This is a genomic window from Pseudaestuariivita atlantica (assembly GCF_001205715.1).
Taxonomy (GTDB): domain Bacteria; phylum Pseudomonadota; class Alphaproteobacteria; order Rhodobacterales; family Rhodobacteraceae; genus Pseudaestuariivita; species Pseudaestuariivita atlantica.
Genome location: NZ_AQQZ01000004.1, coordinates 32,828 through 53,937, shown reverse-complemented (window position 1 = coordinate 53,937; position 21,110 = coordinate 32,828). Strand labels below are relative to the sequence as shown.

Below are 21,110 nucleotides of genomic sequence, written 5' to 3'. Positions count from 1 at the left end.
AGGTGTAAGTGATGGCATACCAGGCACGAGGACGCGACCCGCTCTTTGACAGCACCACACAGGCCTCGATCGAGAAGCGTGGGAAGGAGCTGATCGGGATCGCGCTGTTCATCCTTGGCCTGATGGCGGCGGCGATGATCGCGTCCTACACGCCGGACGATCCCAGCTGGCTGTCGGCCACCGATGCGCCGGTCCAGAACTGGATGGGCCGCACGGGGGCCTCGCTGGCCGCGCCGTTCTTCATGATCGTCGGCTGGGGAAGCTGGGCCGCGGCGTTCATCCTGTGCGCGTGGGGCCTGCGGTTCGCCCTGCATGTCGGGGCCGAGCGCGCCTTGTGGCGGCTGGTTTTCGCGCCCATCGCCATCGCGCTTGCGGCGATCTATGCCGCGACGCTGGTGCCGGGGCCGTCGTGGACGCACAATTTCGGGCTGGGTGGCCTCTTCGGCGATACCGTTCTGGGCACGCTTCTGGTGATGCTGCCCTTCGGCGCGGCGACGGGCCTGAAACTCCTGTCGCTGGCGCTGGGCGTGATGACCGTGATCGCGCTGGCCTTTGTCGCGGGCACCACCTTTGCCGAGTTGCGCCGCGCCGCGCGGTTCCTGCTGGTCGGGCTGATCGTGACCTATGCCGCGATCCTCGCCGTTCTGGGTCGGGGCGCGTCGGAAACGGTGCGCGCGGCACAGGGCTTGCAGGCCCGGCAGGCCGAACGCGCCGCCGAACGCCGCGCGCAGGCCGAGGCGATGGCCGCCGAGGCGGCCGAGATCGCAGCCGCCGAAGCCGCCATTCCCGCCGCCCCCCGCGTGCACCGCGTGGAAGAGCCGTCGCTGGTCGATGAACCGATGATCGAACCGGTCGAAGAGGCCGCGCCCGCCGAGGAACAGAAAGCCGGGTTCCTGTCGCGCGTGCCGCTGATCGGACGCCGGGCGGAACCGCCCCTGACCGCCGCGCCTGTCGCCGAGCCGCAGGAAGAAGACCGCGTGAAGGCGCGCATCACCGATGCGATCAAGTCCCGTGCGCGCGCCAACCCCGCCGTGCAGTTCGAAAGCGCCGCACCCCTGACCAAGGGGCGGGGCCGGGGGCCCGATCCGCTGTTGCTCGATACGTCCCACCCCGTCGAATTGCCGCCCGAGCCGCCCTTGACTGCCGTTCAGGCACCGTCGATCCCGGCCGAGGTCGAAGCACCCGCCGCCGCACCCGTGGCGATCAACCTGCCGCCCCTGCCGGAAAGCGAACTGGTCGAAGACATGCCGCCCGCAGCACCGGTGTTCCGCCCGGCGGCCCGTGTCGCCGAAGCGCAGCCCGAGGCGCGCAAGGTGGTCCAGCAGGCCCGTAAATCGGTGCCGCAATCGAAACGCGCCCGCGCCGAGGCGCAGCCGCAGCTTGCCTTCGAAGACCGCGCGGCGGCCTACGAACTGCCGCCCCTGTCGCTGTTGTCGAGCCCGGACCTCGTGAAGCGTCATCAGCTGTCGGACGAGGCGCTGGAAGCCAATGCGCGGATGCTGGAATCGGTGCTGGACGATTACGGCGTGAAGGGCGAGATCGTGAGCGTCCGCCCCGGCCCCGTCGTCACCATGTACGAGCTTGAACCCGCGCCGGGCCTCAAGGCCTCGCGCGTGATCGGGCTGGCCGACGACATCGCGCGGTCGATGTCGGCCCTGTCGGCACGGGTCAGCACGGTGCCGGGCCGGTCGGTCATCGGGATCGAATTGCCCAACGAACAGCGCGAGATGGTGAATTTCCGCGAAATCCTGTCTGGCCGCGATTACGGCGACGGCGCGCACAAGCTGCCGCTGGTGCTGGGCAAGGATATCGGCGGCGACCACGTCGTGTCGAACCTTGCCAAGATGCCCCACCTCCTGATCGCGGGGACGACCGGGTCGGGCAAGTCGGTGGCGATCAACACGATGATCATGTCGCTCCTGTATAAGCTGACGCCGGATGATTGCCGGCTCATCATGATCGACCCCAAGATGCTGGAACTGAGCGTCTATGACGGCATCCCGCACCTTCTGTCGCCCGTCGTGACCGATCCCAAGAAGGCCGTGGTGGCCCTGAAATGGGTCGTGGGCGAGATGGAGGAACGCTATCGCAAGATGTCCAAGATGGGCGTGCGCAACATCGACGGCTACAACAGCCGCGTGGCGGATGCGCTGTCAAAGGGGGAGACGTTCTCCCGCACGGTGCAGACGGGGTTCGACGACGAGACGGGTGAACCCGTGTTCGAGACCGAAGAAATCATGCCCGAAAAGATGCCCTTCATCGTCGTTATCGTCGACGAGATGGCCGACCTGATGATGGTTGCGGGCAAGGAGATCGAGGCCTGCATCCAGCGTCTGGCACAGATGGCGCGGGCGTCGGGCATCCACCTGATCATGGCGACGCAGCGCCCGTCCGTGGACGTGATCACCGGCACGATCAAGGCGAACTTCCCCACCCGGATCTCGTTCCAGGTGACCTCCAAGATCGACAGCCGCACCATCCTTGGCGAAATGGGGGCCGAACAGCTTCTGGGCATGGGCGACATGCTTTACATGGCTGGTGGCGGCAAGATCACGCGCTGCCACGCGCCCTTCGTCAGCGACGAAGAGGTTGAAGAGATCGTCAACCACCTCAAGGCGTTCGGGCCGCCCGATTACGTGTCGGGCGTGGTCAGCGGGCCAGAGGACGACAAGGCCGACAACATCGATGCGGTGCTGGGCCTGAACACGGGCGGCAACACGAATGGCGAGGATGCGCTGTACGACCAGGCGGTGCAGATCGTCATCACCGACCGCAAGTGTTCGACCAGCTATATCCAGCGCAAGCTGGGCATCGGCTACAACAAGGCCGCCCGGCTGGTGGAGCAGATGGAGGACGAGGGACTGGTGTCGTCGGCCAACCACGTGGGCAAGCGCGAGATTCTTGTGCCGGAACAGGCGTGACCCGTGGGAATGGGCAGAAGATTGCGCACCGCCTTTTCACAAATGCGTGGCAGGGGTGAAACGTCGCGCCGCACAGGTTAGTTATCTGGCCATGAAGATGAGATTTCTATTGGTTCCCGTCACATGGCTCGCGCTGGCCCTGCCCGCCGCGGCCGAGAAACTGTCGCTTGCGGCCGTGTCTAAGTACCTCAACGACCTGCAGCGCGCGAAGGGTGTGATCACGCAGATCAACTCGGACGGGTCCATCTCGACCGGGACGCTAATGATCCGCCGTCCGGGGCGGATGCGGTTCGAATACGACCCGCCCGAACAGACGCTGGTTGTCGTGGGCGGCGGCGAGGTGGCGATCTTCGACAAGAAGTCGAATATCGGGCCGGACCGGTACCCGCTGAAGCGCACGCCCCTGTCGATCATCCTTGCCCGCAACGTCGACCTGACGCGCGCGCGGATGGTGACCGGGCACAGCTATGACGGGACGGCCACGATCATCACGGCGCAGGACCCCGACAACCCCGATTACGGCAACATCCAGCTGAAGTTCACTGACAACCCGATCGAGTTGCGGCAATGGGTCGTCAACAGCGATGACGGGTCCAGCACCACGGTGATCCTTGGTGAGATGGACCGTTCCGCCTCGCTCCCGAACGGCCTGTTCAACATCCAGGCGCTGCTGAACCAGTAAGGCGTTCTACCGCCGCGCCGCCCGGCACGACGCCAGTTGCACGTCATAGGTCGTGGCGCGCGCGCCGACCTCGTCCGCGATGCGCACCAGCCACGGCTTGCCGTTGTAAGTGCCGCGCGAGAACCCGGTATGGCCCTCGTGATAGGCGAGGTACTGGTTGCGGGCATCCGACAGGCGCACGCCGTTGCGGTTGCGCGTCTTGTTCATGTACCAGCCCATGAAATCGGTCGCGTCGCGGATGTCGTCACGCTTGGCCGAGCGGTTGTTGGTTTCGCGCTGGTATTCCTTCCACGTCGCGTCCAGCGCCTGCGCGTATCCGAAGGCCGAGCTTTGCCGCCCCATGGGGATGACGCCGAGCGTGTAGCGCAGCGGTGTGCGCGCATCGCCGATGAACTTGCTCTCCTGGTAGATCGTGGCCATCTGCACGGCGACGGGCACGCCCCAGCGGCGTTCGGTCGCGCGGAACGCCTTGATGTAGTGCGGACGCTGCTTGAGAATGCTGCACGCGTTGTCGAGGTTGCGCGGCGCGGAATACTTCGCCCCGCCACAGGACGCGGTCAGTAAAACAAGCACCATCGCGCGGAAAACTCTGCGCATCTGCCTCACCATTCGTTTCTTATCGTTGAGGCCGAGTATACCCGATCCGGCGCGGTGGCGAAATCACAATCGGTGGTGCGGTCAGACGAGAAACGCCAGAAGCAGCGGGAGCGTGCCGACCGACATCACGGTCGACACGACGACAAGCCCCGCCACCGCGTCCGATTGCGCGCCGTATTTTTCCGCCAGCAGGTACGAGGTGACCGCCACGGGCGTCGACATCTGCATGATGAGGACCGCCGCCGCCACGGGCCCCAGCCCGAACAGGACGGCCGTGCCCCACGCGACCGAGGCGCAGACCACGAATTTCAGCACCGTGAGCAGCACCGCCCGGCCGACCCGGCCCGGCGACAGGCGCGCAACCGCGACACCCAGCGTGATGAGCATCAAGGGGATCGCCATCTGCCCGATCAGGTCGATTGCGTTGGTCAGGAAACGCGGCGTCTGCCAGCCCTGCCACAGGAAGATCGCGCCCAGCACCGTCGCCGCCACCAGCGGCTCCTGCACGACCCGGCGCAGCGACCCGCCGCCCGATACGAGCCACAGGCCGAAGGTGAAACTGAGGAAGCTGGTGACCGCGAAGACGATCACGGCATAGGACAGCCCCTCGGCCCCGAAGGCGAACAGCGCCAGCGGCAGGCCAAGGTTGCCGGTATTGCCGAAGATCAGCGGCGCAAGATATGTCCGCAGCTCAAGCCGCATCACCCGCACGATCACGAAACTGGCCACCGTCACGCCGCCATGGGCCGCCAGCGCCGCCAGCGCGGCCCCCGAAACGGCCCCGGCGGGCAGCGTCGTTTCCATCAGCGCGACGAAGACAAGGCACGGCACCGCCAGCGTCATTCCCAGCCGCGTGACGAACTCCACCCGGTATTCGAACCCCAGCCGCACCCATGCGAAACCTAGTCCGGCAAGAATGAAAACCGGGGCGACGATCTCGAGAACTGTCGTAACAAGGTTCACAGACTGTTTCTTTCCATCCGGGTCGCGAACGTGGACAAACGTGGGTTGAACGCGCTAAACCCTTTGGGTAGGGCCAAGATATGCACCACACTCGCGCGAAATATCACCTTGGACAGGTTGTCCGCCACAAGAAGCATCCGTTTCGCGGTGTGATCTTTGACGTCGATCCCGAGTTCAACAACACCGAGGAATGGTACGAAGCCATCCCCGAGGATTCGCGCCCGGCGAAGGAGCAGCCGTTCTACCACCTGCTGGCCGAGAACGATCAGAGCTTTTACGTGGCCTACGTGTCCGAGCAGAACCTTGTCGCCGACTATTCCGGCCAGCCGGTTGACCATCCCGACATTCCCGACCTGTTCGGACCGTTCCAGGATGGCTCCTATCCCCTTCATTTCCAGATGAATTGAGCCCATTGCGGGACGGGTGACGCCACCCATCCCGTCCGCGGTTCAGTAGCCAAGCGCGATGCCGTCCTTGCGCGGATCCGATCCGCCTTCAAGCACGCCATCGGCGCGGATGCGGATCGCCTGCGCGCCCCCGATGGGCACGGCGGGGGTGTCGATCTTGTGGCCAAGGGCGGTCAGCCCGGCGCGCACGTCCTCGCCATAGCCGCGTTCGAGCATCAGCGCCTCGGGGTCGGCAAAGCTGCGCGGCGCGTCGATGGCGGCCTGCAGGTCCATCCCGTGGTCGACGAGGTTGCTGACCAGCCGCGCGTGGCCTGCGGGCTGGTACTGCCCGCCCATCACGCCAAACGGCATGGTGACTTGTCCGTTAACGCGCAACATGCCTGGGATGATCGTGTGCATCGGCCGTTTCCCGCCGGCCATCTCGTTCGGGTGGCCTTCGGCCAGGGTGAAGCCCGCGCCGCGGTTCTGGAACAGGATGCCGAACTTGTCCGACGCGATGCCGGACCCGAAGCCGTGGAAGATCGAGTAGATCATCGCCACCGACATGCGGTCGCGGTCCACGACGCTGAGCGTGATCGTGTCCTTGTGCACGGCCTCGGCCACGGCGGCGGGCCGGTCGATCACCTTGTCGGGAGAGATCAGCGCCACCAGACGCGCCGCGAAATCCGGGGACAGCATGTCCTGCAGGCGGGTGGTGTGGTCGGCATCGGCGAGGATGCGGTTGCGGGCGTCGTAGGCGAGCTTGGAAATCTCGGCCTCCAGATGCACCCGTTCGGCGCCGAACGGGTCGAGCGAGGCAAGGTCCATCTGCGCCATCATGTTCAGCATCAGGATCGCCGTGGCGCCTTGGCCGTTGGGCGGATGTTCCAGCAGTTCCACGCCCTTGTACATGCCGCTGACGGGGTCCGTCGGGGTGGGGGCGTTGGCGGAGAAATCCTCTGCCGTGTGCACGCCGCCCAGCCGTTTGAGCGTGCTGACCATGTCGTCGGCGACTTCGCCGGTATAAAACGCGTCGCGCCCGTCGCGGGCAACGCGGCGCAGGACCTCGGCCTGGCCCGGCAGGCGGAACCTTTCACCGAGGGTGTAGAGGACGCCGGCGTTGAGGTGCGATTGTCCGTGCTTGGTGAGTTTCGGCCCGTCCTGTGCAAAGTCGAACGCGACGCGGGGCGCGACCGGTACGCCGTGTTCGGCGTAGTGGATGGCGGGGGCGAGGATCGCGTCGAGGCCCAGCTTGCCCTCGGTTTCGGCAAGGTGGCAGAAGGCGTCGATCGCGCCGGGGATGGTGACGGCGGCGGGATCTTCCAGCGGGACGGTGGCGTGTCCGGCCTCGCGCAGGGCCGCGGCGGAGGCGGCGGCGGGCGCGCGGCCCGATCCGTTCAGCGCCCTGACCTCGCCCGATCCGGCGGGCGACCACAGCGCGAAGCAGTCGCCGCCGATCCCGGTCATCGCCGGTTCGCAATAGCCAAGGACAAGCGCGCCCGCGATCGCCGCGTCCATGGCGTTGCCGCCGCGTTTCAGGATGTCGATGGCGACGGAGGCCGCGAGTGGATGCGAGGCCGCGCACATGCCGTTATCGGCATATACGGTCGAACGGCCGGGCAGGTGAAAGTCGCGCATTGGGTTCCCTCTTCTCAGTCCGCGTGACCCTAGGTCGCGCCGCGCCGATTGCCAATGGAAGGGGGGGTTAGAACCTCGACGCCGCACACTGGGTGGGGGCTGTTAACGCACGGCGCCGAGGGAAGCCATATGCAGCTACCCGATCAGGTATGACGAGTCTTTGGGACGGCACTTGGGAGCAAATCGGACCATTTTGCGGCAACCCGATTTCGCGGGGCGCGTGGCGGGCCGTGTGGCGCATGGCGCAACGGAAAAGGACGCGGCTTGCGGGCCACGTCCTTCGGTGCCGGGATCGGCACTCTTCGGCTGGAGAACCGACTATATGACGGCGAGTGTCAGGCTCAGATGGTTGCGGCCGTTCGAGCGCAGATAGGTCAGGTCCTCGGTCATCTGGCGGATCAGGAACCAGCCGAACCCGCCTTCGGGCATGTCGCCAAGCGGCACGTCGAGGTTCGCGGCGCATCCTTCGGGGGCATCCCCCATCGGCATGGGTGCGCCTTCGTCCACGATGTCGAATTGCAGCTGGCCCGGCATCACGTGGCCGTTGATTTCGATCAGGCCGTCGCCGCGCATGGCATAGGCATGTTCGGCCACGTTGTTGAGCGCTTCGGCCAGCACGATTTCCACCGATCCGAGCGCGTCCGGGTCGACCCGGCGCGCCTTGAGCGCGGCGATGACTTCACCAAGGGCGCTGCGGATGCTGAGGTTGTCGCTGGTCAGGCGGACGTTCAGGTCCGCCGGTGGGCTTGGTCCGTCCATGGTGCCGTCACACCTGCTTGCCCAAGGCATCCTCGACCGTGGGGTGAATGGCAAAGATCGTGTCCATGCGGGTAAGCCGGAACACCTTCTGCACCGTTTCGGTCAGGCCCGCGAGCTCCATCCGGCGCTGGCCCGAGATCTGCTTCATGGCGGCGACGATTGCGCCTAACCCGCTGGAATCGATGAATTCCACGCGGCTGAGGTCAAGGATGACCCGGCCCTCGCCCTGTTCGGTTTCCGCCTTCATCCGGTCCTTGAACTGGATCGCGACCGCCGCGTCGATCCGTGGTTCCTGCGCGACGATGATCTGGGCGTCACCCTGCATTGTGCTGGAAAGTTTCATGGTGTCCTCTTGCAGGCCTGTCATTCCTGTGCAGGCATAGCGGCCATTCGTTACCAAGAAGTTCACCGGAGAAGTGTGATGACAGACGTGGCAATCCTCGGTGCGGCGCGCACCGCGATGGGTGGCTTTCAGGGCGTGTTCGACGGCGTGCCTGCCGCCGAACTGGGCGGTACCGCGATCAGGGGCGCGATGGCGCATGCGGGTGTCCGGACGGTGGACGAGGTGGTGATGGGGTGCGTGCTGCCCGCAGGGCAAGGGCAGGCGCCGGCGCGGCAGGCGGGGTTTGCCGCCGGGCTGGGCGAAGAGGTGCCCGCCACGACGCTCAACAAGATGTGCGGATCGGGGATGCAGGCGGTGATGTCAGCGTGTGACCAGTTGCGGCTGGGCCGGGCCGGAACCGTCGTCGCGGGCGGGATGGAGAGCATGTCCAACGCCCCGTATTTGCTGCCGAAAATGCGTGGAGGGGCACGGATCGGGCACACGCAGGTGATCGACCACATGTTCCTCGACGGGCTGGAAGACGCCTATGACAAGGGCCGCCTGATGGGCACCTTTGCCGAGGATTGCGCCGAGAAGTTCCAGTACACCCGCGAGGCGCAGGACGAGTATGCGCTGACCTCTTTGTCCAACGCCCTGAAGGCGCAGGAAGACGGGGCGTTCGACGGAGAAATCGTTGATTTCACGGTGAAAACCCGCAAGGGGGAAGTCGTGGTGTCGGCCGATGAACAGCCCGCCAGCGCACGGCCTGACAAGATCCCGCAACTGAAACCCGCCTTTCGCAAGGACGGGACGGTGACGGCGGCGAATGCCTCGTCGATCTCGGACGGGGCGGCGGCGCTGGTGCTGGGCACGGACGGGCCGGTGCGTGCGTGGATCCGGGGCTATGCCAGCCACGCGCAAGCGCCGGGATGGTTCACGACAGCCCCGGTGCCAGCGGCGAAAAAGCTATTGGATACGGTGGGTTGGAGCGTCGGCGACGTGGACCTTTGGGAGGTGAACGAAGCCTTTGCCGTGGTGCCCATGGCCTTCATGCACGAGCTGGGCCTGTCGCGGGACAGGGTGAACGTGAATGGCGGGGCCTGCGCCTTGGGCCACCCGATTGGCGCCAGCGGTGCGCGGATCATCGTTACCCTTTTGAATGCCATGGAAAAACGCGGCCTGAAGCGAGGCGTGGCGGCGATCTGCATCGGCGGGGGCGAGGGCACGGCCATCGCCATCGAACGCCCGTGAGCCGCGTCGATTACGGCGACCTCGCCAAGCAGATCGCGGCGCTGACAGAGGGTGAAACGGACGAGGTCGCACTGATGGCGACGCTGGCCTGCGAGATCCACCACAGCGACCAACGCTTTGACTGGACAGGGTTTTATCGCGTCACAGAGCCGGAATTGATGAAGATCGGGCCGTACCAGGGCGGGCATGGCTGCCTTGTGATCCCCTTCAGCCGGGGTGTGTGCGGCGCCGCCGCGCGGACGGGTGAAGTGCAGTTGGTGGACGACGTGGATGCCTTTCCGGGGCATATCGCCTGCGCCTCGTCGACCCGGTCGGAAATCGTGCTTCCGGTGCGCAACAAGGGCGGCGATCTGATCGCGGTTCTGGACATCGACAGCGATCAACCGGCCGCGTTTGACGCCGAAGATGCCGAGGGGCTGGCGGCCATCCTCGACGCGACGTTTGCGCGGTGATTCTGCTCAATTTGCTCATTTCGCCCTAGAAAATGAGCAGTTCGGCCTCGATCAAGGGACCAACCTGACGGCAGGAAACAAGTAACGACGCCCTAACGGGCCGACCTTCACGAAATTTCTCTCGGCCAAACCCGCGTGTGAAAATTCTTCTTGATTTTTCACGCCACATTCGCATCGTGAAAAACGGAAGAGATTTTTCACGCGCGGAGTCGATGGCGGTGTTGCAGGAGCGGATCAGCGGGCGGTCGCTGGGGGCGGATATTCGCGCCCTGCGCAAGGCGCGTGGTCTGACATTGCAGGACATGGCCGACGCGCTGAACCGCTCGGTCGGATGGGTGAGCCAGGTGGAGCGCGACATCTCGGCCCCGTCGATCGGCGACCTGCGGGACCTTGCGAAGATCTTCGACGTGTCGGTGTCGATCCTGTTCGGGCAATCGGGCGGGCCGGTGGCCGAGGCGGGCCGCGTGGTGCGTAGCGGAGCGCGGCGCAAGATCGGCGCGGCGGACGGGCTGGTCGAGGAACTGCTGTCGCCCGATCTGACCGACGATTTCGAGATGGTGCATTCCGTGTTCCAGCCGGGGGCCGAGATGACCGAGGCGGTCACGCGTCCGACGCAGGAGGTGGCCTACCTTGTCAGCGGCACGCTGGACCTGTGGATCGGTGACGACGCCTTCATCATCGAGGCGGGTGACAGTTTCCGCATTCGCGGAGAGAGCTATCGCTGGGCCAACCCCTATGACCAACCTGCCGTCGCGATCTGGGTGATCGCGCCGCCCGTCTACTGAGGGACGCGAATGATGTGGGAGGTTCTGACAGGGTTCGATCCGGCGGTTCTGGTCGCGTTCATCGGTGCCGGGCTGCTGTTGAACTTCACGCCGGGGGCGGATTTCGTCTTTATCTCGGCCAGCGGGATCGCGGGCGGGCCGCGCATCGGCATGGCGGCGGGGATCGGCGTGTGCATCGGCGTGGCCGTGCACGTGGCGCTGGCGGCGGCGGGGGTGTCGGCGCTGCTTTTGGCCTATCCGGCCTCGTATGACGTGATCCGCTATGCGGGCGCGGCCTACCTGCTATGGCTGGCGGTGCAGGCGTGGCGCGATGACGGCAAGTTGGGCGAAGGCCGCGCGGCCCCCGGCCCGTGGGCGGCGGTGCGGCGGGGATTCGTGACGAACGTGCTGAACCCCAAGACGGCGCTTTTCATCTTTGCCTTCATCCCGCAATTCACCGACCCGGCCATTGGCCCGGTCTGGATGCAGATCGCGGTGCTGGGCGCGATTTTCCTGTTCTTCGGCACGATCTTCGCGCTGTGTCTTGGGACGGCGGCGGGGTTGTTCGCCGATGCGCTGCGGGCGCGGGTGCGGTTCCTGAACAAGGTGACAGCGGTTCTGTTCGGCGGGCTTGCTGCGCGGCTGGTGCTGGAATGAGCGCGTTTGTCGGGAACCTGACGCAGGCGAAGAGTGTGCGCTTTCGGGCGCTTGGGATTGGATTTTTCGGTGCGGTTGCACTGGGGTTGTGGGCCGTATGGCTTGCCCCGGATGCGATGCTGGCACCGCTTTGGTAGCGAACACTGGAGAACATGGGATGAGCGATTTTCCGACAACGGCCCGCGTGGTCATCATCGGCGGTGGCGCGGTAGGGGCGTCGAGCCTCTATCACCTGGCAAAGGCGGGGTGGTCTGACTGCGTGTTGCTGGAGAAGAACGAGCTGACCGCAGGGTCGACGTGGCACGCGGCGGGGAACTGCCCGTCGTTCTCGACCTCGTGGGCGGTGATGAACATGCAGCGCTATTCGCTGGAGCTCTATCGCGGCCTTGCCGACGAGGTCGATTACCCGATGAACTATCACGTCACGGGCTCGATCCGGCTGGCGCATTCGAAGGAGCGGATGCAGGAGTTCGAGCGGGCGTGTTCGATGGGCATCTATCAGGGCATGGACCTGAAGATGATGACCAATGCCGAGATGCAGGAGATCTATCCCTTCCTTGAGACCCACGATCTTGTGGGCGGCATGTACGACCCCGACGACGGCGATATCGACCCCGCGCAGTTGACGCAGGCGCTGGCCAAGGGCGCGCGCAACATGGGTGCCCGGATCGAGCGGTTCTGCCCCGCGACCGGTGTTTCCCGCGAGAATGGCGAGTGGATCGTGCACACGCCCAAGGGCGACATTCGCTGTGAATACGTGGTGAACGCGGCCGGGTACTATGCGCAGCGCGTGGGCGAGTGGTTCAAGCCCTATGGCGGGCGGACCGTGCCGATGGCGGTGATGAGCCACCAGTATTTCCTGACCGAGGAGATCCCCGCGATCAAGGAATGGTGCGAGGGCACGGGCAAGCGCAAGCTGCCGCTGCTGCGCGACGTGGATTCGTCGTATTACCTGCGGCAGGAGAAGTACGGGCTGAACCTTGGCCCCTACGAGCGCAACTGCAAGGCGCACTGGATCACGCCTGACGATCCGATGCCCGAGGATTTCTCGTTCCAGCTGTACCCCGACGACCTGGAGCGGCTGGAGTGGTATATTGAGGATGCGATGGCGCGGGTGCCGCTGCTGGGTGAAGGCGGCGTGGGCCGCAACATCAACGGGCCGATCCCCTATGCGCCGGACGGGCTGCCGCTGATCGGGCCGATGCCCGGTGTGCCGAACGCGTTCGAGGCCTGTGTGTTCACCTTCGGGATCACGCAAGGCGGTGGCGCGGGCAAGGTGCTGGCCGAGTGGATCACCGAGGGCCAGACCGAGTGGGACATGTGGGCCGTCGATCCGCGGCGGTACACCGATTACACCGACCAGCAGTACTGCATCGACAAGGCGATGGAGATCTACGGCCACGAATACGGCATGCATTTCCCGCAGAAGGAATGGCCGGCCGGGCGGGACCGGAAGCTGTCTCCGGTCGATGCCAAGGTGCGGGAGATGGGTGGCCAGATGGGCGCCTATAACGGTTGGGAGCGGGCCAACTGGTTTGCGAAGGACGGGGACGATACCTCGCTGGAGGCGACGGAGACATGGGGCCGCGAGGGCCCGTGGGAGCCGCGCATCCGCGAAGAGGTGGAGGCCGTGCGCGACGGCGTCGGCGTGCTGGACCTGCCGGGCTTCTCGCGGTTCGATCTGGAAGGCGAAGGCGCGGCGGAGTTCCTGCGGGGCCGCATCGCGGGTGCGCTGCCCAAGGTGGGACGGATGAACCTCGCCTATTTCGCCGACGACCGGGGCCGCATCCTGACCGAGATGAGCGTGATCCGGCGGGGCGAGGATGCCTTTACCCTGATCACCGCCGCCTCGGCCCAGTGGCACGATTTCGAGGTGCTGGACCGCGTGTTGCCGGACGGCCTGACGCTGACCGACCGCACCAAGGAGTTTTCGACCCTGATCGTGACCGGTCCCAAGAGCCGGGACCTGTTCGTACAGATCGGCACCGATGCGGACCTGTCGCTGGGCTGGCTGACGCATCAGGAGGCGATCGTCGCGGGCAAGCCCTGCAAGCTGGCGCGGGTGTCCTTTGCCGGGGAATTGGGTTGGGAGATCCATGCGCGGATGGAGCATATCCCGGCGCTGTACGATGCGGTGCTGGATGCGGGTGCGGTGCCGTTCGGAATGTACGCGCTGAACTCGATGCGGATCGAGAAGGGGTACCGGGCGTGGAAGGGCGATCTGTCGACCGATTACTCCCTGCTGGAAGGCGGGCTGGAGCGGTTCGTGAAGCTCGACAAGCCGCAGGATTTCCCCGGCAAGGCCGCGATCCAGAACGAGAAGCAGCAGGGGCGCAAGAAGGCATTTGTGTCGATGATCGTGGACGCGAACGGGGCGGATGCGCCGTACATGTCGACGGTCTGGGCGGACGGCAAGATCGTGGGCGAGACCACGTCGGGTGCTTGGGGGTACCGCGTGGGAGCATCCGTCGCGCTGGGAATGGTCGCGCCGGAACTGGCGGAGCCGGGCACGGAGCTGGAAGTGGATATCTACGGCCAGAAATGCCGCGCCGTGGTGCAGCCGGACGGTCCGATCTGGGATCCGGAGAACGCGCGGCTGCGTGCATGAGTTTGGCTGGGTGGGCTCCCGCCCACCCACCCCTGGGGGGCGCTGCCCCCCTCATCCCCCCCGAGGTATTTGGGAACCGAAGAAGATGACGATCACCATTCTTGATGGCGGCATGGGGCAGGAGCTGATCCGGCGTGCGGGTGAGGCCACGGACCTGTGGTCGCTGAAGGCGCTGATGGATGCGCCGGACATGGTGCGGGTGGTGCATGACGAGTTCTTTGCCGCGGGCGCGGATGTCGCGACGACGAATTCCTATTCGGTGTTGCCGGACCGGCTGGAACCCAAGGGCTATGGTGACCGGCTGGAGCCGTTGATGCGGAGGGCCTGTGCATTGGCCGTGGCGGCGCGGGATGCGCATGGTTCGGGGATCGTCGCGGGCAGCCTTGGGCCGCAGGGGTTTTCCTACCAGCCGGACAAGGCACCGCCGGCGGAGGAGGCGGCGGAGGTCTATGCCCGGCTGGCGCGGATGCAGGCGGAATACGTGGATGTGCATTTGCTGGAGACCATGGCCTCGGTCGATCAGGCGAGGGGCGGGCTGATGGGGGCCGGGGTGACGGGCAAGCCCGTCTGGCTGGCCCTGACGGTGGACGATGCTGACGGGCGGAGGTTGCGGTCGGGCGAGATGGTGACCGACGTGGCGCCCCTGTTGCGCGAGTTCGCGCCGGAAGCGGTGTTGATCAATTGCTCGCGGCCCGAGGCGGTGCGGCACGGGGTCCGGGAGCTGGCCAAGCTGGGCGTGCCGTTCGGGGCCTATGCCAACGGGTTCGAGGGGATCGAGGCGGAATTCAACGACACGCTGGCGACGGTGGATTTGTTGACGGCCCGCAGGGACCTCGACCCCGAGACCTATCTTGCGCATGCGCAGGACTGGGTGCGGGAGGGCGCCACGCTGATCGGTGGCTGTTGCGAGGTGGGGCCGGCGCATATCGCGGCGCTGGCGGCGGAGTTCAAGAGGGAGACGGTGGGTGCTGGGTGAGGTCTATACCCTTTACCTGCTGACGCTGGTGGCTTTCTTCGTGGGGCCGCCGGATGCGACGGAATTCCTCGTCATGTCGAACACCGTGCGGCACGGGAAGCGCGGCACGCGGCTGACTATTCTGGGCGATTTGAGCGCCAACGCAGTGCAGATGACGATCGCGGCCTTCGGGCTTGCCGCGCTGGTGGCGCAGGCGGGCTGGGTGCTGGGTGCGGTGAAGTGGGCGGGGGTGGCCTACCTTGCCTACCTTGGGCTGACGACGCTGTTGTCGAAGCCGGGGCGGGTGCAGGCGGAGGTGGTGCCGGGGCGGAGGCTGGTCTGGCAGGGCTTCGTCAACTCGATGGTGAACCCGTGGCCGATCATGTTCTTTGCCGCCTTGTTCCCGCAATTCATCACGGCGGGCGATCCGATTCTGCCGCAGTTGTTGCTGCTGGGGGTGACGTACCTGATGTTCGACTTCGTGCAGCTTGTGTTCTGGGCGTGGAGCGCGAGGAAGCTGAGCGAGCGGATGGATCTGTTGAATGGCCCGTGGCTGACGCGGGTGAGCGGGACGCTGATGCTGCTCGCGGCCGGGTTCCTGGCCTTGAAAGATATCGAGATCGAAAGGGGATAAGCGATGGACCTTCCTGAAAAAGCGCGGGTTGTCATCATCGGCGGCGGGGTTGTCGGCTGTTCGGTGGCTTATCACCTGACCAAGCTGGGCTGGACCGACGTTGTGCTCTTGGAGCGCAAGCAGTTGACCAGCGGCACGACGTGGCATGCGGCGGGGCTGATCGCGCAGCTTAGGGCGACGGCGAACATGACGAAGCTCGCCAAGTATTCGCAGGAGCTTTACGGCGATCTGGAGGCGGAGACGGGTGTGGCCACGGGGTTCAAGCGCTGCGGGTCGATCACCGTGGCGCTGACCGAGGCGCGGAGGGAAGAGATTTACCGTCAGGCGGCGATGGCGCGCGCGTTCGGGGTGGAGGTCGAGGAGATCTCGCCTGCGGAGGTGAAGGCCAAGTACGAGCATCTGAACGTGGATGACGTGGTGGCGGGGGTGTACCTGCCGCTGGACGGGCAGGGCGATCCGGCGAACATCGCGCAGGCGCTGGCCAAGGGGGCGCGGCAGCGAGGTGGCATCGTGAAGGAACGCGTGAAGGCGACGGGTGTCAGCCGCGAGGGGCGGCGGATTACCGGCGTCGATTGGGAGGCGGCGGACGGGTCGTCGGGCCATATCGCTTGTGAGCATGTGGTGAATTGCGGTGGCATGTGGGGCCGCGAGGTGGGCAAGATGCTGGGCACGAACGTACCGCTGCAGGCCTGCGAGCATTTCTATATCGTGACCGAGGCCATTCAGGGCCTGACGCAACTCCCCGTCCTGCGGGTGCCGGATGAGTGCGCGTATTACAAGGAAGATGCGGGCAAGATGCTGCTGGGCGCGTTCGAACCGGTGGCGAAGCCGTGGGGGCCGATCCCGCAGGATTTCGAATTCGACCAGTTGCCCGAGGATTTTGATCACTTCGAGCCGATCCTTGAAGCTGCTGTAGAGCGGATGCCGATGCTGGCGGAGGCGGGTATTCACACGTTCTTCAACGGGCCGGAGAGTTTCACGCCGGATGATGCGTACCATCTGGGCCAGTGTCCGGAGATGGACAATGTGTGGGTCGCGGCGGGCTTCAACTCGGTCGGCATCCAGTCGGCGGGGGGTGCGGGCAGCGCGCTCGCTTCGTGGATGGATACGAGTGAGAAGCCGTTTGATCTGGGTGATGTGGATATCAGCCGGATGCAGCCGTTCCAGGGCAACAAGCACTACCTGATGGCGCGGTCGGTGGAGACGCTGGGCCTGCTTTATGCCGATCACTATCCCTACCGTCAGAAGGCGACGGCGCGGGGGGTGCGGCGGACGCCGTTCCACGGGCAGCTTTTGCAGCATGGCGCTGTCATGGGCGAGTTGGCGGGCTGGGAGCGGGCCAACTGGTTTGCGAAGGACGGGCAGGACCCGGCTTATGAGTATTCGTGGGACCGGCAGAACTTTTTCGACAACGTGCGCGATGAGCATATGGCGGTGCGCGAGAACGTGGGCATGTACGACATGTCTTCCTTCGGGAAGCTGCGGGTCGAAGGGCCGGATGCGTGCGCCTTCCTCAACTACGTGGCGGGCGGGCAGTATGACGTGCCGGCGGGCAAGATCGTCTATACCCAGTTCCTGAACGACCGCGGCGGGATCGAGGCGGATGTGACCGTCACCCGCCTGTCGGAAACGGCGTACCTTGTCGTGACCCCGGCGGCGACGCGGTTGCAGGATCAGGCGTGGTTGCAGCGGCATGTGGGCGATCATCGCGTCGTCATCACCGACGTGACGGCGGGCGAGGGCGTGCTGGCGGTGATGGGGCCGAAGGCGCGGGACCTGTTGCAGAAGGTGTCCCCGGCAGACTTCTCGAACGAGGTGAACCCGTTCGGGACGGCGCAGGAGATCGAGATCGGCATGGGATTGGCCCGCGTGCACCGGGTGACCTACGTGGGGGAGCTGGGCTGGGAGGTCTATGTCTCCTCCGACATGGCGGGGCACGTGTTCGAGGTGCTGCACGAGGCCGGGCAGGACATGGGGCTGAAACTGTGCGGGATGCACATGATGGACACCTGCCGGATCGAGAAGGGCTTCCGCCACTTCGGCCACGATATCACCTGCGAGGATCACGTGCTGGAGGCGGGGCTGGGCTTTGCCGTGAAGACGGACAAGCCGGATTTCATCGGGCGCGACGCGGTATTGCGGAAGAAGGAGGCGGGGCTGGACGCGCGGCTGGTGCAGTTCCGGCTGACGGACCCCGAGCCGCTTTTGTATCACAACGAGCCCATCGTGCGGGATGGCGAGATCGTTGGGTACCTGTCCTCCGGTGCCTATGGTCACGCGCTGGGCGGGGCGATTGGCATGGGATACGTGCCGTGCAAGGGCCAGAGCGCGGCGGATGTCCTTGGATCGTCCTACGAGATCGACGTGGCTGGGACTCGTGTGGCGGCAGAGGCGTCGCTGAAGCCGATGTATGATCCCAGGTCGGAACGCGTGAAGGTCTGAACGCCCGGCCCCCGCGTGCGAGAATCGAGGCGCCACACGTCCTGCGGGAATGTGACGCCATCGTTGCCAACTTGTTACCGATCCCCCTGACGCGCTAAGGTTTATCCGCGCGACGGCGACAGTTGGCCGGGTTTTGCGCCTAATTTTTGCCAAAGTCTCGGGACTGCGCGAAAGTGGACGCACCGCAGTCACTTGTGGCCCGTATTGCCCGCCCCGGCCTGTTTTGCCGTGGGCTTCAGGAGCGTTGACCGTGCAATTCCTTCTGTTTCTTTTGATGTCTCCCTTTTTCATGTTCGGAAGCCGAGGCAAGGCGGCCGAAGATGACGGCGGCGTGCCGGCGAAACAGTGGGACAGCATCTGGGACCTTGTGGCCGACAACGCGCAGGACGACGATCGGGAGAGGGATCCCGAGGATGACGGCGACGGCGACGGTGAAGGTGGCGTGCAGGGCGGGCTTGGCAGCGGGGCGGATGACGTTCCGTCGGGCGAAGAGGCCGGTGCCCCGCTGATCCGTCTGGGCGATGCGAATTACAGCGATGGCGTCGGCGCGATAGATGCCGACCTGCCGAACGCGCGCGAGATTTCGAACATCGTCTCGCAGCAGGACGGCGACGTGCCGAACAGCGCCGGGCTGAGTGATTTCTTCTGGGCCTGGGGCCAGTTCATCGACCACGACATGGGGCTGACGCCCGCGGGCGAGGGCGGTGAGGAAATTGCGATCGTCATTCCCGAAGGCGATCCGCAGTTCGAGGCGGGCAGCGAGATCACCTTTACCCGCGTTACGCCGAATGACGGCACCGGCGTCGACGGGCCGCGCGAATTCACCAACGAGATCACCTCGATCCTCGATGCGTCGATGGTCTATGGCTCGGACGCGGTGACCGAGGAGGCGGTGAGCTCCTGCCCGTATCTTGCGATGCAGCAGAACGGCCTGCCGCGGGACGAGGACGGCAACCTTGTCGCCGGTGACGTGCGGGCGGGCGAGAATGTTGCGCTGTCGTCGATGCATGAACTGTTCGTGCGGGAGCACAACCGGCTGGTCGAGGAATTGCGCGAAAGCGATCCGTCGCTGACCGATGAAGAGTTGTTCGAGGGCGCGCGGCTGCGGCTTGAGATCGAGGTGCAGGCGATCACCTACAACGAGTGGTTGCCGCTGCTGGTGGGCGAGAACGCGATCGCGGAATACGAAGGTTACGACCCGGAGGTCGATCCGTCGATCGCGGTGGAGTTTTCGGGCGCGGCGTTCCGGTTCGGCCACACCCTGCTGTCGGCCGAGATCGAACGGCTGAACGAGGATGGCAGCGATATCGACGGCGGCGCGCTGAGCCTGCGGGAAGCCTTTTTCAACCCCGACATTCTGGCCGAAGGTGGCGGGATAGATCCGGTGATCCGGGGGCTGGCGGGCAGCCATGCGCAGGAGCTGGACACGATGATCGTGGAGGACGTGCGGTCCTTCCTGATCGGCGAGGACGGAACGCAAGGGCTGGACCTTGCGGCGCTGAACATCATGCGCGGGCGCGACCTTGGCATCGAAAGCTACAACGACCTGCGCGAGACGCTGGGGCTGGAGCGGGTCACGTCGTTTGACGAGATATCGTCCGACCCTGAGATCGCGGGGCGGCTGGAAGAGGCCTATGGCGACGTGGACCTTGTCGATGCGTGGGTCGGCGGGCTGGCGGAGGACCCGGTCGAGGGCGGCGTGGTGGGCGAGACCTTCGCCATCATCATCATCGACCAGTTCACGCGGTTGCGCGACGGCGACGAGGGCTGGGGTGATGCCGAGGGGCTGATCCCGGCGGACGAGCTGGCGGAGTTGCAGGAGACGACGCTGGCCGACATCGTGCTGGCCAATACCGGGATCGAGGCGCTGCAGGACGACATCTTCATCGCGCATGAACGCATCGGCGGGACGGACGAGGGCGATATCCTTGTCGGGTCGGAGGTGCGCGACCTTGTCTTTGGCCTGTCGGGCGACGACACGCTGGACGGCGCGGCGGGTGACGACGTGGTGCAGGGCGGCGAGGGCGACGACGTGCTGTCGGGCGGCGAGGGCGACGACGACCTTCAGGGCGGTGCCGGGTCGGACGTGCTGGATGGCGGAGCGGGCGACGACCTGCTGGAAGGCGGAGATGGCATGGACCTGTTCACCTTCGGCGCGGGCAGCGGCAGCGACGTGATCCTCGATTTTGACGGGGAGGACATGATTTCCCTCGACCTCGACGACGACGGGGCGTTCGATCCGGGCCTGATCGAGGAGACCGAGGACGGCGCCGTGGTGACGCTGGCCGACGGGACCACGATCACGGTGGCCGACGCGCTGGCCGAAGAGGTGGCGGCGGCGATCATCGTCGTCTGAGGCGCGCGCTCATCCGCCCTGATGGGCGGCCTCGCATTGTGCGGCGCGGCGCGGTATGGGCGGTGCATGAGCGCCGAATACGACCCCCCGGACGACCCGCTGGTGATCCTGCACGAGGATGCCGACGTGCTGGCCGTGTCCAAGCCGTCGGGCCTGTTGTCGGTGCCGGGCAAGGGCGCGCACCTCGCCGATTGCCTGCTGGCGCGGGTGCAGGCGGTCTTTCCCATGGCGTTGCTGGTGCACCGGCTGGACCGGGACACGTCGGGCGTGATGGTGTTCGCGCTGACGCCGCATGCGCAGAAGTTCCTGGGCCAGCAATTCGAGTACCGCCGGGCGAAGAAGACCTATGTCGCGCGCGTGGCGGGCGTGGTGGCCGAGGATGCCGGCACGGTGGACCTGCCGCTGATCGTCGACTGGCCGAACCGGCCGGTGCAGAAGGTGTGCCACGAGACCGGCAAGCAGGCGGTGACCGACTGGGCGGTGATGAAGCGCGGAGCGGACGAAACGCGGCTGCGGCTGATGCCGCGCACGGGGCGGTCGCACCAGTTGCGCGTGCATTGCCGCGAGATGGGCCATCCGATCCTTGGCGACCCGTTCTATTCCGAAGATGTGGAGCGCTGGCCAAGGCTGATGCTGCATGCCGAGCGGTTGCGGATGTCGCACCCGACCGGCGGACCGGCGCTGAACCTGCGGGACCCGGTGCCGTTCTGAGCTTGCACTTAT

18 protein-coding genes are annotated in these 21,110 nt (G+C 65.8%); 13 read left to right on the top strand and 5 right to left on the bottom strand.

Annotated elements, in window-relative coordinates; translation table 11 throughout:
* Positions 1 to 11: 11 nt before the first annotated feature.
* Positions 12 to 2,921 (top strand): DNA translocase FtsK, encoded by a 2,910-nt coding sequence (locus ATO11_RS09700; RefSeq protein ID WP_050530675.1) that lies wholly within the window; start codon positions 12 to 14, stop codon positions 2,919 to 2,921.
* Between the two features lie 97 nt (positions 2,922 to 3,018).
* The gene (locus tag ATO11_RS09695) at positions 3,019 to 3,603 is read left to right on the top strand and encodes a LolA family protein (protein ID WP_050531086.1); all 585 of its coding nucleotides are present in this window, start codon (positions 3,019 to 3,021) and stop codon (positions 3,601 to 3,603) included.
* A 6-nt stretch (positions 3,604 to 3,609) separates the two neighbouring features.
* On the opposite strand, the gene ATO11_RS09690 is transcribed toward ATO11_RS09695, so the two are convergent.
* Positions 3,610 to 4,200: a transglycosylase SLT domain-containing protein gene (locus ATO11_RS09690; protein ID WP_050531085.1), complete on the bottom strand. Its 591-nt coding sequence runs from the start codon at positions 4,198 to 4,200 to the stop codon at positions 3,610 to 3,612.
* 81 nt (positions 4,201 to 4,281) lie between these two features.
* Positions 4,282 to 5,163 carry an AEC family transporter gene (locus ATO11_RS09685; protein WP_050530674.1) on the bottom strand — a complete coding sequence of 294 codons (882 nt, stop codon included), beginning with the start codon at positions 5,161 to 5,163 and terminating at the stop codon, positions 4,282 to 4,284.
* An 80-nt stretch (positions 5,164 to 5,243) separates the two neighbouring features.
* On the opposite strand from ATO11_RS09685, the gene hspQ reads away from it, so the two are divergent.
* Positions 5,244 to 5,570 (top strand): heat shock protein HspQ, encoded by a 327-nt coding sequence (gene hspQ, locus ATO11_RS09680; protein ID WP_050530673.1) that lies wholly within the window; start codon positions 5,244 to 5,246, stop codon positions 5,568 to 5,570.
* A gap of 42 nt (positions 5,571 to 5,612) precedes the next feature.
* Here hspQ and ATO11_RS09675 read toward each other — a convergent pair whose 3' ends face one another.
* The 3 genes from ATO11_RS09675 to ATO11_RS09665 form a co-directional block, all read right to left on the bottom strand.
* Entirely contained in the window at positions 5,613 to 7,187 is a 1,575-nt protein-coding gene (locus ATO11_RS09675) for a gamma-glutamyltransferase family protein (RefSeq protein ID WP_050530672.1), read from the bottom strand.
* 318 nt (positions 7,188 to 7,505) lie between these two features.
* Positions 7,506 to 7,946, bottom strand: a complete 441-nt coding sequence (locus tag ATO11_RS09670; RefSeq protein ID WP_050530671.1) for an ATP-binding protein — start codon at positions 7,944 to 7,946, stop codon at positions 7,506 to 7,508.
* Positions 7,947 to 7,953: 7 nt separating this feature from the next.
* Entirely contained in the window at positions 7,954 to 8,289 is a 336-nt protein-coding gene (locus ATO11_RS09665; RefSeq protein ID WP_050531084.1) for an STAS domain-containing protein, read from the bottom strand.
* A 78-nt stretch (positions 8,290 to 8,367) separates the two neighbouring features.
* Between ATO11_RS09665 and ATO11_RS09660 the strand changes: the two genes are divergently transcribed.
* From ATO11_RS09660 to ATO11_RS09615, 10 genes are all read left to right on the top strand, one after another.
* Positions 8,368 to 9,519 carry a thiolase family protein gene (locus ATO11_RS09660; RefSeq protein ID WP_050530670.1) on the top strand — a complete coding sequence of 384 codons (1,152 nt, stop codon included), beginning with the start codon at positions 8,368 to 8,370 and terminating at the stop codon, positions 9,517 to 9,519.
* Positions 9,516 to 9,971: a GAF domain-containing protein gene (locus ATO11_RS09655; protein ID WP_050530669.1), complete on the top strand. Its 456-nt coding sequence runs from the start codon at positions 9,516 to 9,518 to the stop codon at positions 9,969 to 9,971. The genes ATO11_RS09660 and ATO11_RS09655 overlap by 4 nt, the downstream gene beginning before the upstream one ends.
* 212 nt (positions 9,972 to 10,183) lie before the next feature.
* Positions 10,184 to 10,756, top strand: a complete 573-nt coding sequence (locus ATO11_RS09650) for a helix-turn-helix domain-containing protein (RefSeq protein WP_050530668.1) — start codon at positions 10,184 to 10,186, stop codon at positions 10,754 to 10,756.
* A 9-nt stretch (positions 10,757 to 10,765) separates the two neighbouring features.
* Positions 10,766 to 11,392 carry a LysE family translocator gene (locus ATO11_RS09645; RefSeq protein WP_082176242.1) on the top strand — a complete coding sequence of 209 codons (627 nt, stop codon included), beginning with the start codon at positions 10,766 to 10,768 and terminating at the stop codon, positions 11,390 to 11,392.
* A gap of 157 nt (positions 11,393 to 11,549) precedes the next feature.
* Entirely contained in the window at positions 11,550 to 14,000 is a 2,451-nt protein-coding gene (locus ATO11_RS09640) for a GcvT family protein (protein ID WP_050530667.1), read from the top strand.
* A gap of 85 nt (positions 14,001 to 14,085) precedes the next feature.
* Positions 14,086 to 14,976 (top strand): homocysteine S-methyltransferase family protein, encoded by an 891-nt coding sequence (locus ATO11_RS09635; RefSeq protein WP_050530666.1) that lies wholly within the window; start codon positions 14,086 to 14,088, stop codon positions 14,974 to 14,976.
* Positions 14,966 to 15,589 carry a LysE family translocator gene (locus tag ATO11_RS09630; protein ID WP_050530665.1) on the top strand — a complete coding sequence of 208 codons (624 nt, stop codon included), beginning with the start codon at positions 14,966 to 14,968 and terminating at the stop codon, positions 15,587 to 15,589. The genes ATO11_RS09635 and ATO11_RS09630 overlap by 11 nt, the downstream gene beginning before the upstream one ends.
* A 3-nt stretch (positions 15,590 to 15,592) precedes the next feature.
* Positions 15,593 to 18,031 carry a GcvT family protein gene (locus tag ATO11_RS09625; RefSeq protein WP_050530664.1) on the top strand — a complete coding sequence of 813 codons (2,439 nt, stop codon included), beginning with the start codon at positions 15,593 to 15,595 and terminating at the stop codon, positions 18,029 to 18,031.
* 289 nt (positions 18,032 to 18,320) lie between these two features.
* Positions 18,321 to 20,387 carry a peroxidase family protein gene (locus ATO11_RS09620; RefSeq protein ID WP_082176273.1) on the top strand — a complete coding sequence of 689 codons (2,067 nt, stop codon included), beginning with the start codon at positions 18,321 to 18,323 and terminating at the stop codon, positions 20,385 to 20,387.
* Positions 20,388 to 20,453: 66 nt separating this feature from the next.
* Positions 20,454 to 21,098, top strand: a complete 645-nt coding sequence (locus ATO11_RS09615) for a pseudouridine synthase (protein WP_050530662.1) — start codon at positions 20,454 to 20,456, stop codon at positions 21,096 to 21,098.
* Positions 21,099 to 21,110: the final 12 nt, after the last annotated feature.

Bases quoted from the DNA above. Each gene is read 5' to 3' on its own strand.
- ATO11_RS09670 (WP_050530671.1), bottom strand. From the start codon at position 7,946: ATGGACGGACCAAGCCCACCGGCGGACCTGAACGTCCGCCTGACCAGC.
- ATO11_RS09675 (WP_050530672.1), bottom strand. From the start codon at position 7,187: ATGCGCGACTTTCACCTGCCCGGCCGTTCGACCGTATATGCCGATAAC.
- ATO11_RS09625 (WP_050530664.1), top strand. From the start codon at position 15,593: ATGGACCTTCCTGAAAAAGCGCGGGTTGTCATCATCGGCGGCGGGGTT.
- ATO11_RS09645 (WP_082176242.1), top strand. From the start codon at position 10,766: ATGATGTGGGAGGTTCTGACAGGGTTCGATCCGGCGGTTCTGGTCGCG.
- ATO11_RS09700 (WP_050530675.1), top strand. From the start codon at position 12: ATGGCATACCAGGCACGAGGACGCGACCCGCTCTTTGACAGCACCACA.
- ATO11_RS09690 (WP_050531085.1), bottom strand. From the start codon at position 4,200: ATGCGCAGAGTTTTCCGCGCGATGGTGCTTGTTTTACTGACCGCGTCC.
- ATO11_RS09615 (WP_050530662.1), top strand. From the start codon at position 20,454: ATGAGCGCCGAATACGACCCCCCGGACGACCCGCTGGTGATCCTGCAC.
- ATO11_RS09640 (WP_050530667.1), top strand. From the start codon at position 11,550: ATGAGCGATTTTCCGACAACGGCCCGCGTGGTCATCATCGGCGGTGGC.
- ATO11_RS09695 (WP_050531086.1), top strand. From the start codon at position 3,019: ATGAGATTTCTATTGGTTCCCGTCACATGGCTCGCGCTGGCCCTGCCC.
- ATO11_RS09635 (WP_050530666.1), top strand. From the start codon at position 14,086: ATGACGATCACCATTCTTGATGGCGGCATGGGGCAGGAGCTGATCCGG.
- ATO11_RS09660 (WP_050530670.1), top strand. From the start codon at position 8,368: ATGACAGACGTGGCAATCCTCGGTGCGGCGCGCACCGCGATGGGTGGC.
- ATO11_RS09620 (WP_082176273.1), top strand. From the start codon at position 18,321: ATGTTCGGAAGCCGAGGCAAGGCGGCCGAAGATGACGGCGGCGTGCCG.
- ATO11_RS09650 (WP_050530668.1), top strand. From the start codon at position 10,184: ATGGCGGTGTTGCAGGAGCGGATCAGCGGGCGGTCGCTGGGGGCGGAT.
- ATO11_RS09665 (WP_050531084.1), bottom strand. From the start codon at position 8,289: ATGAAACTTTCCAGCACAATGCAGGGTGACGCCCAGATCATCGTCGCG.
- hspQ (WP_050530673.1), top strand. From the start codon at position 5,244: ATGCACCACACTCGCGCGAAATATCACCTTGGACAGGTTGTCCGCCAC.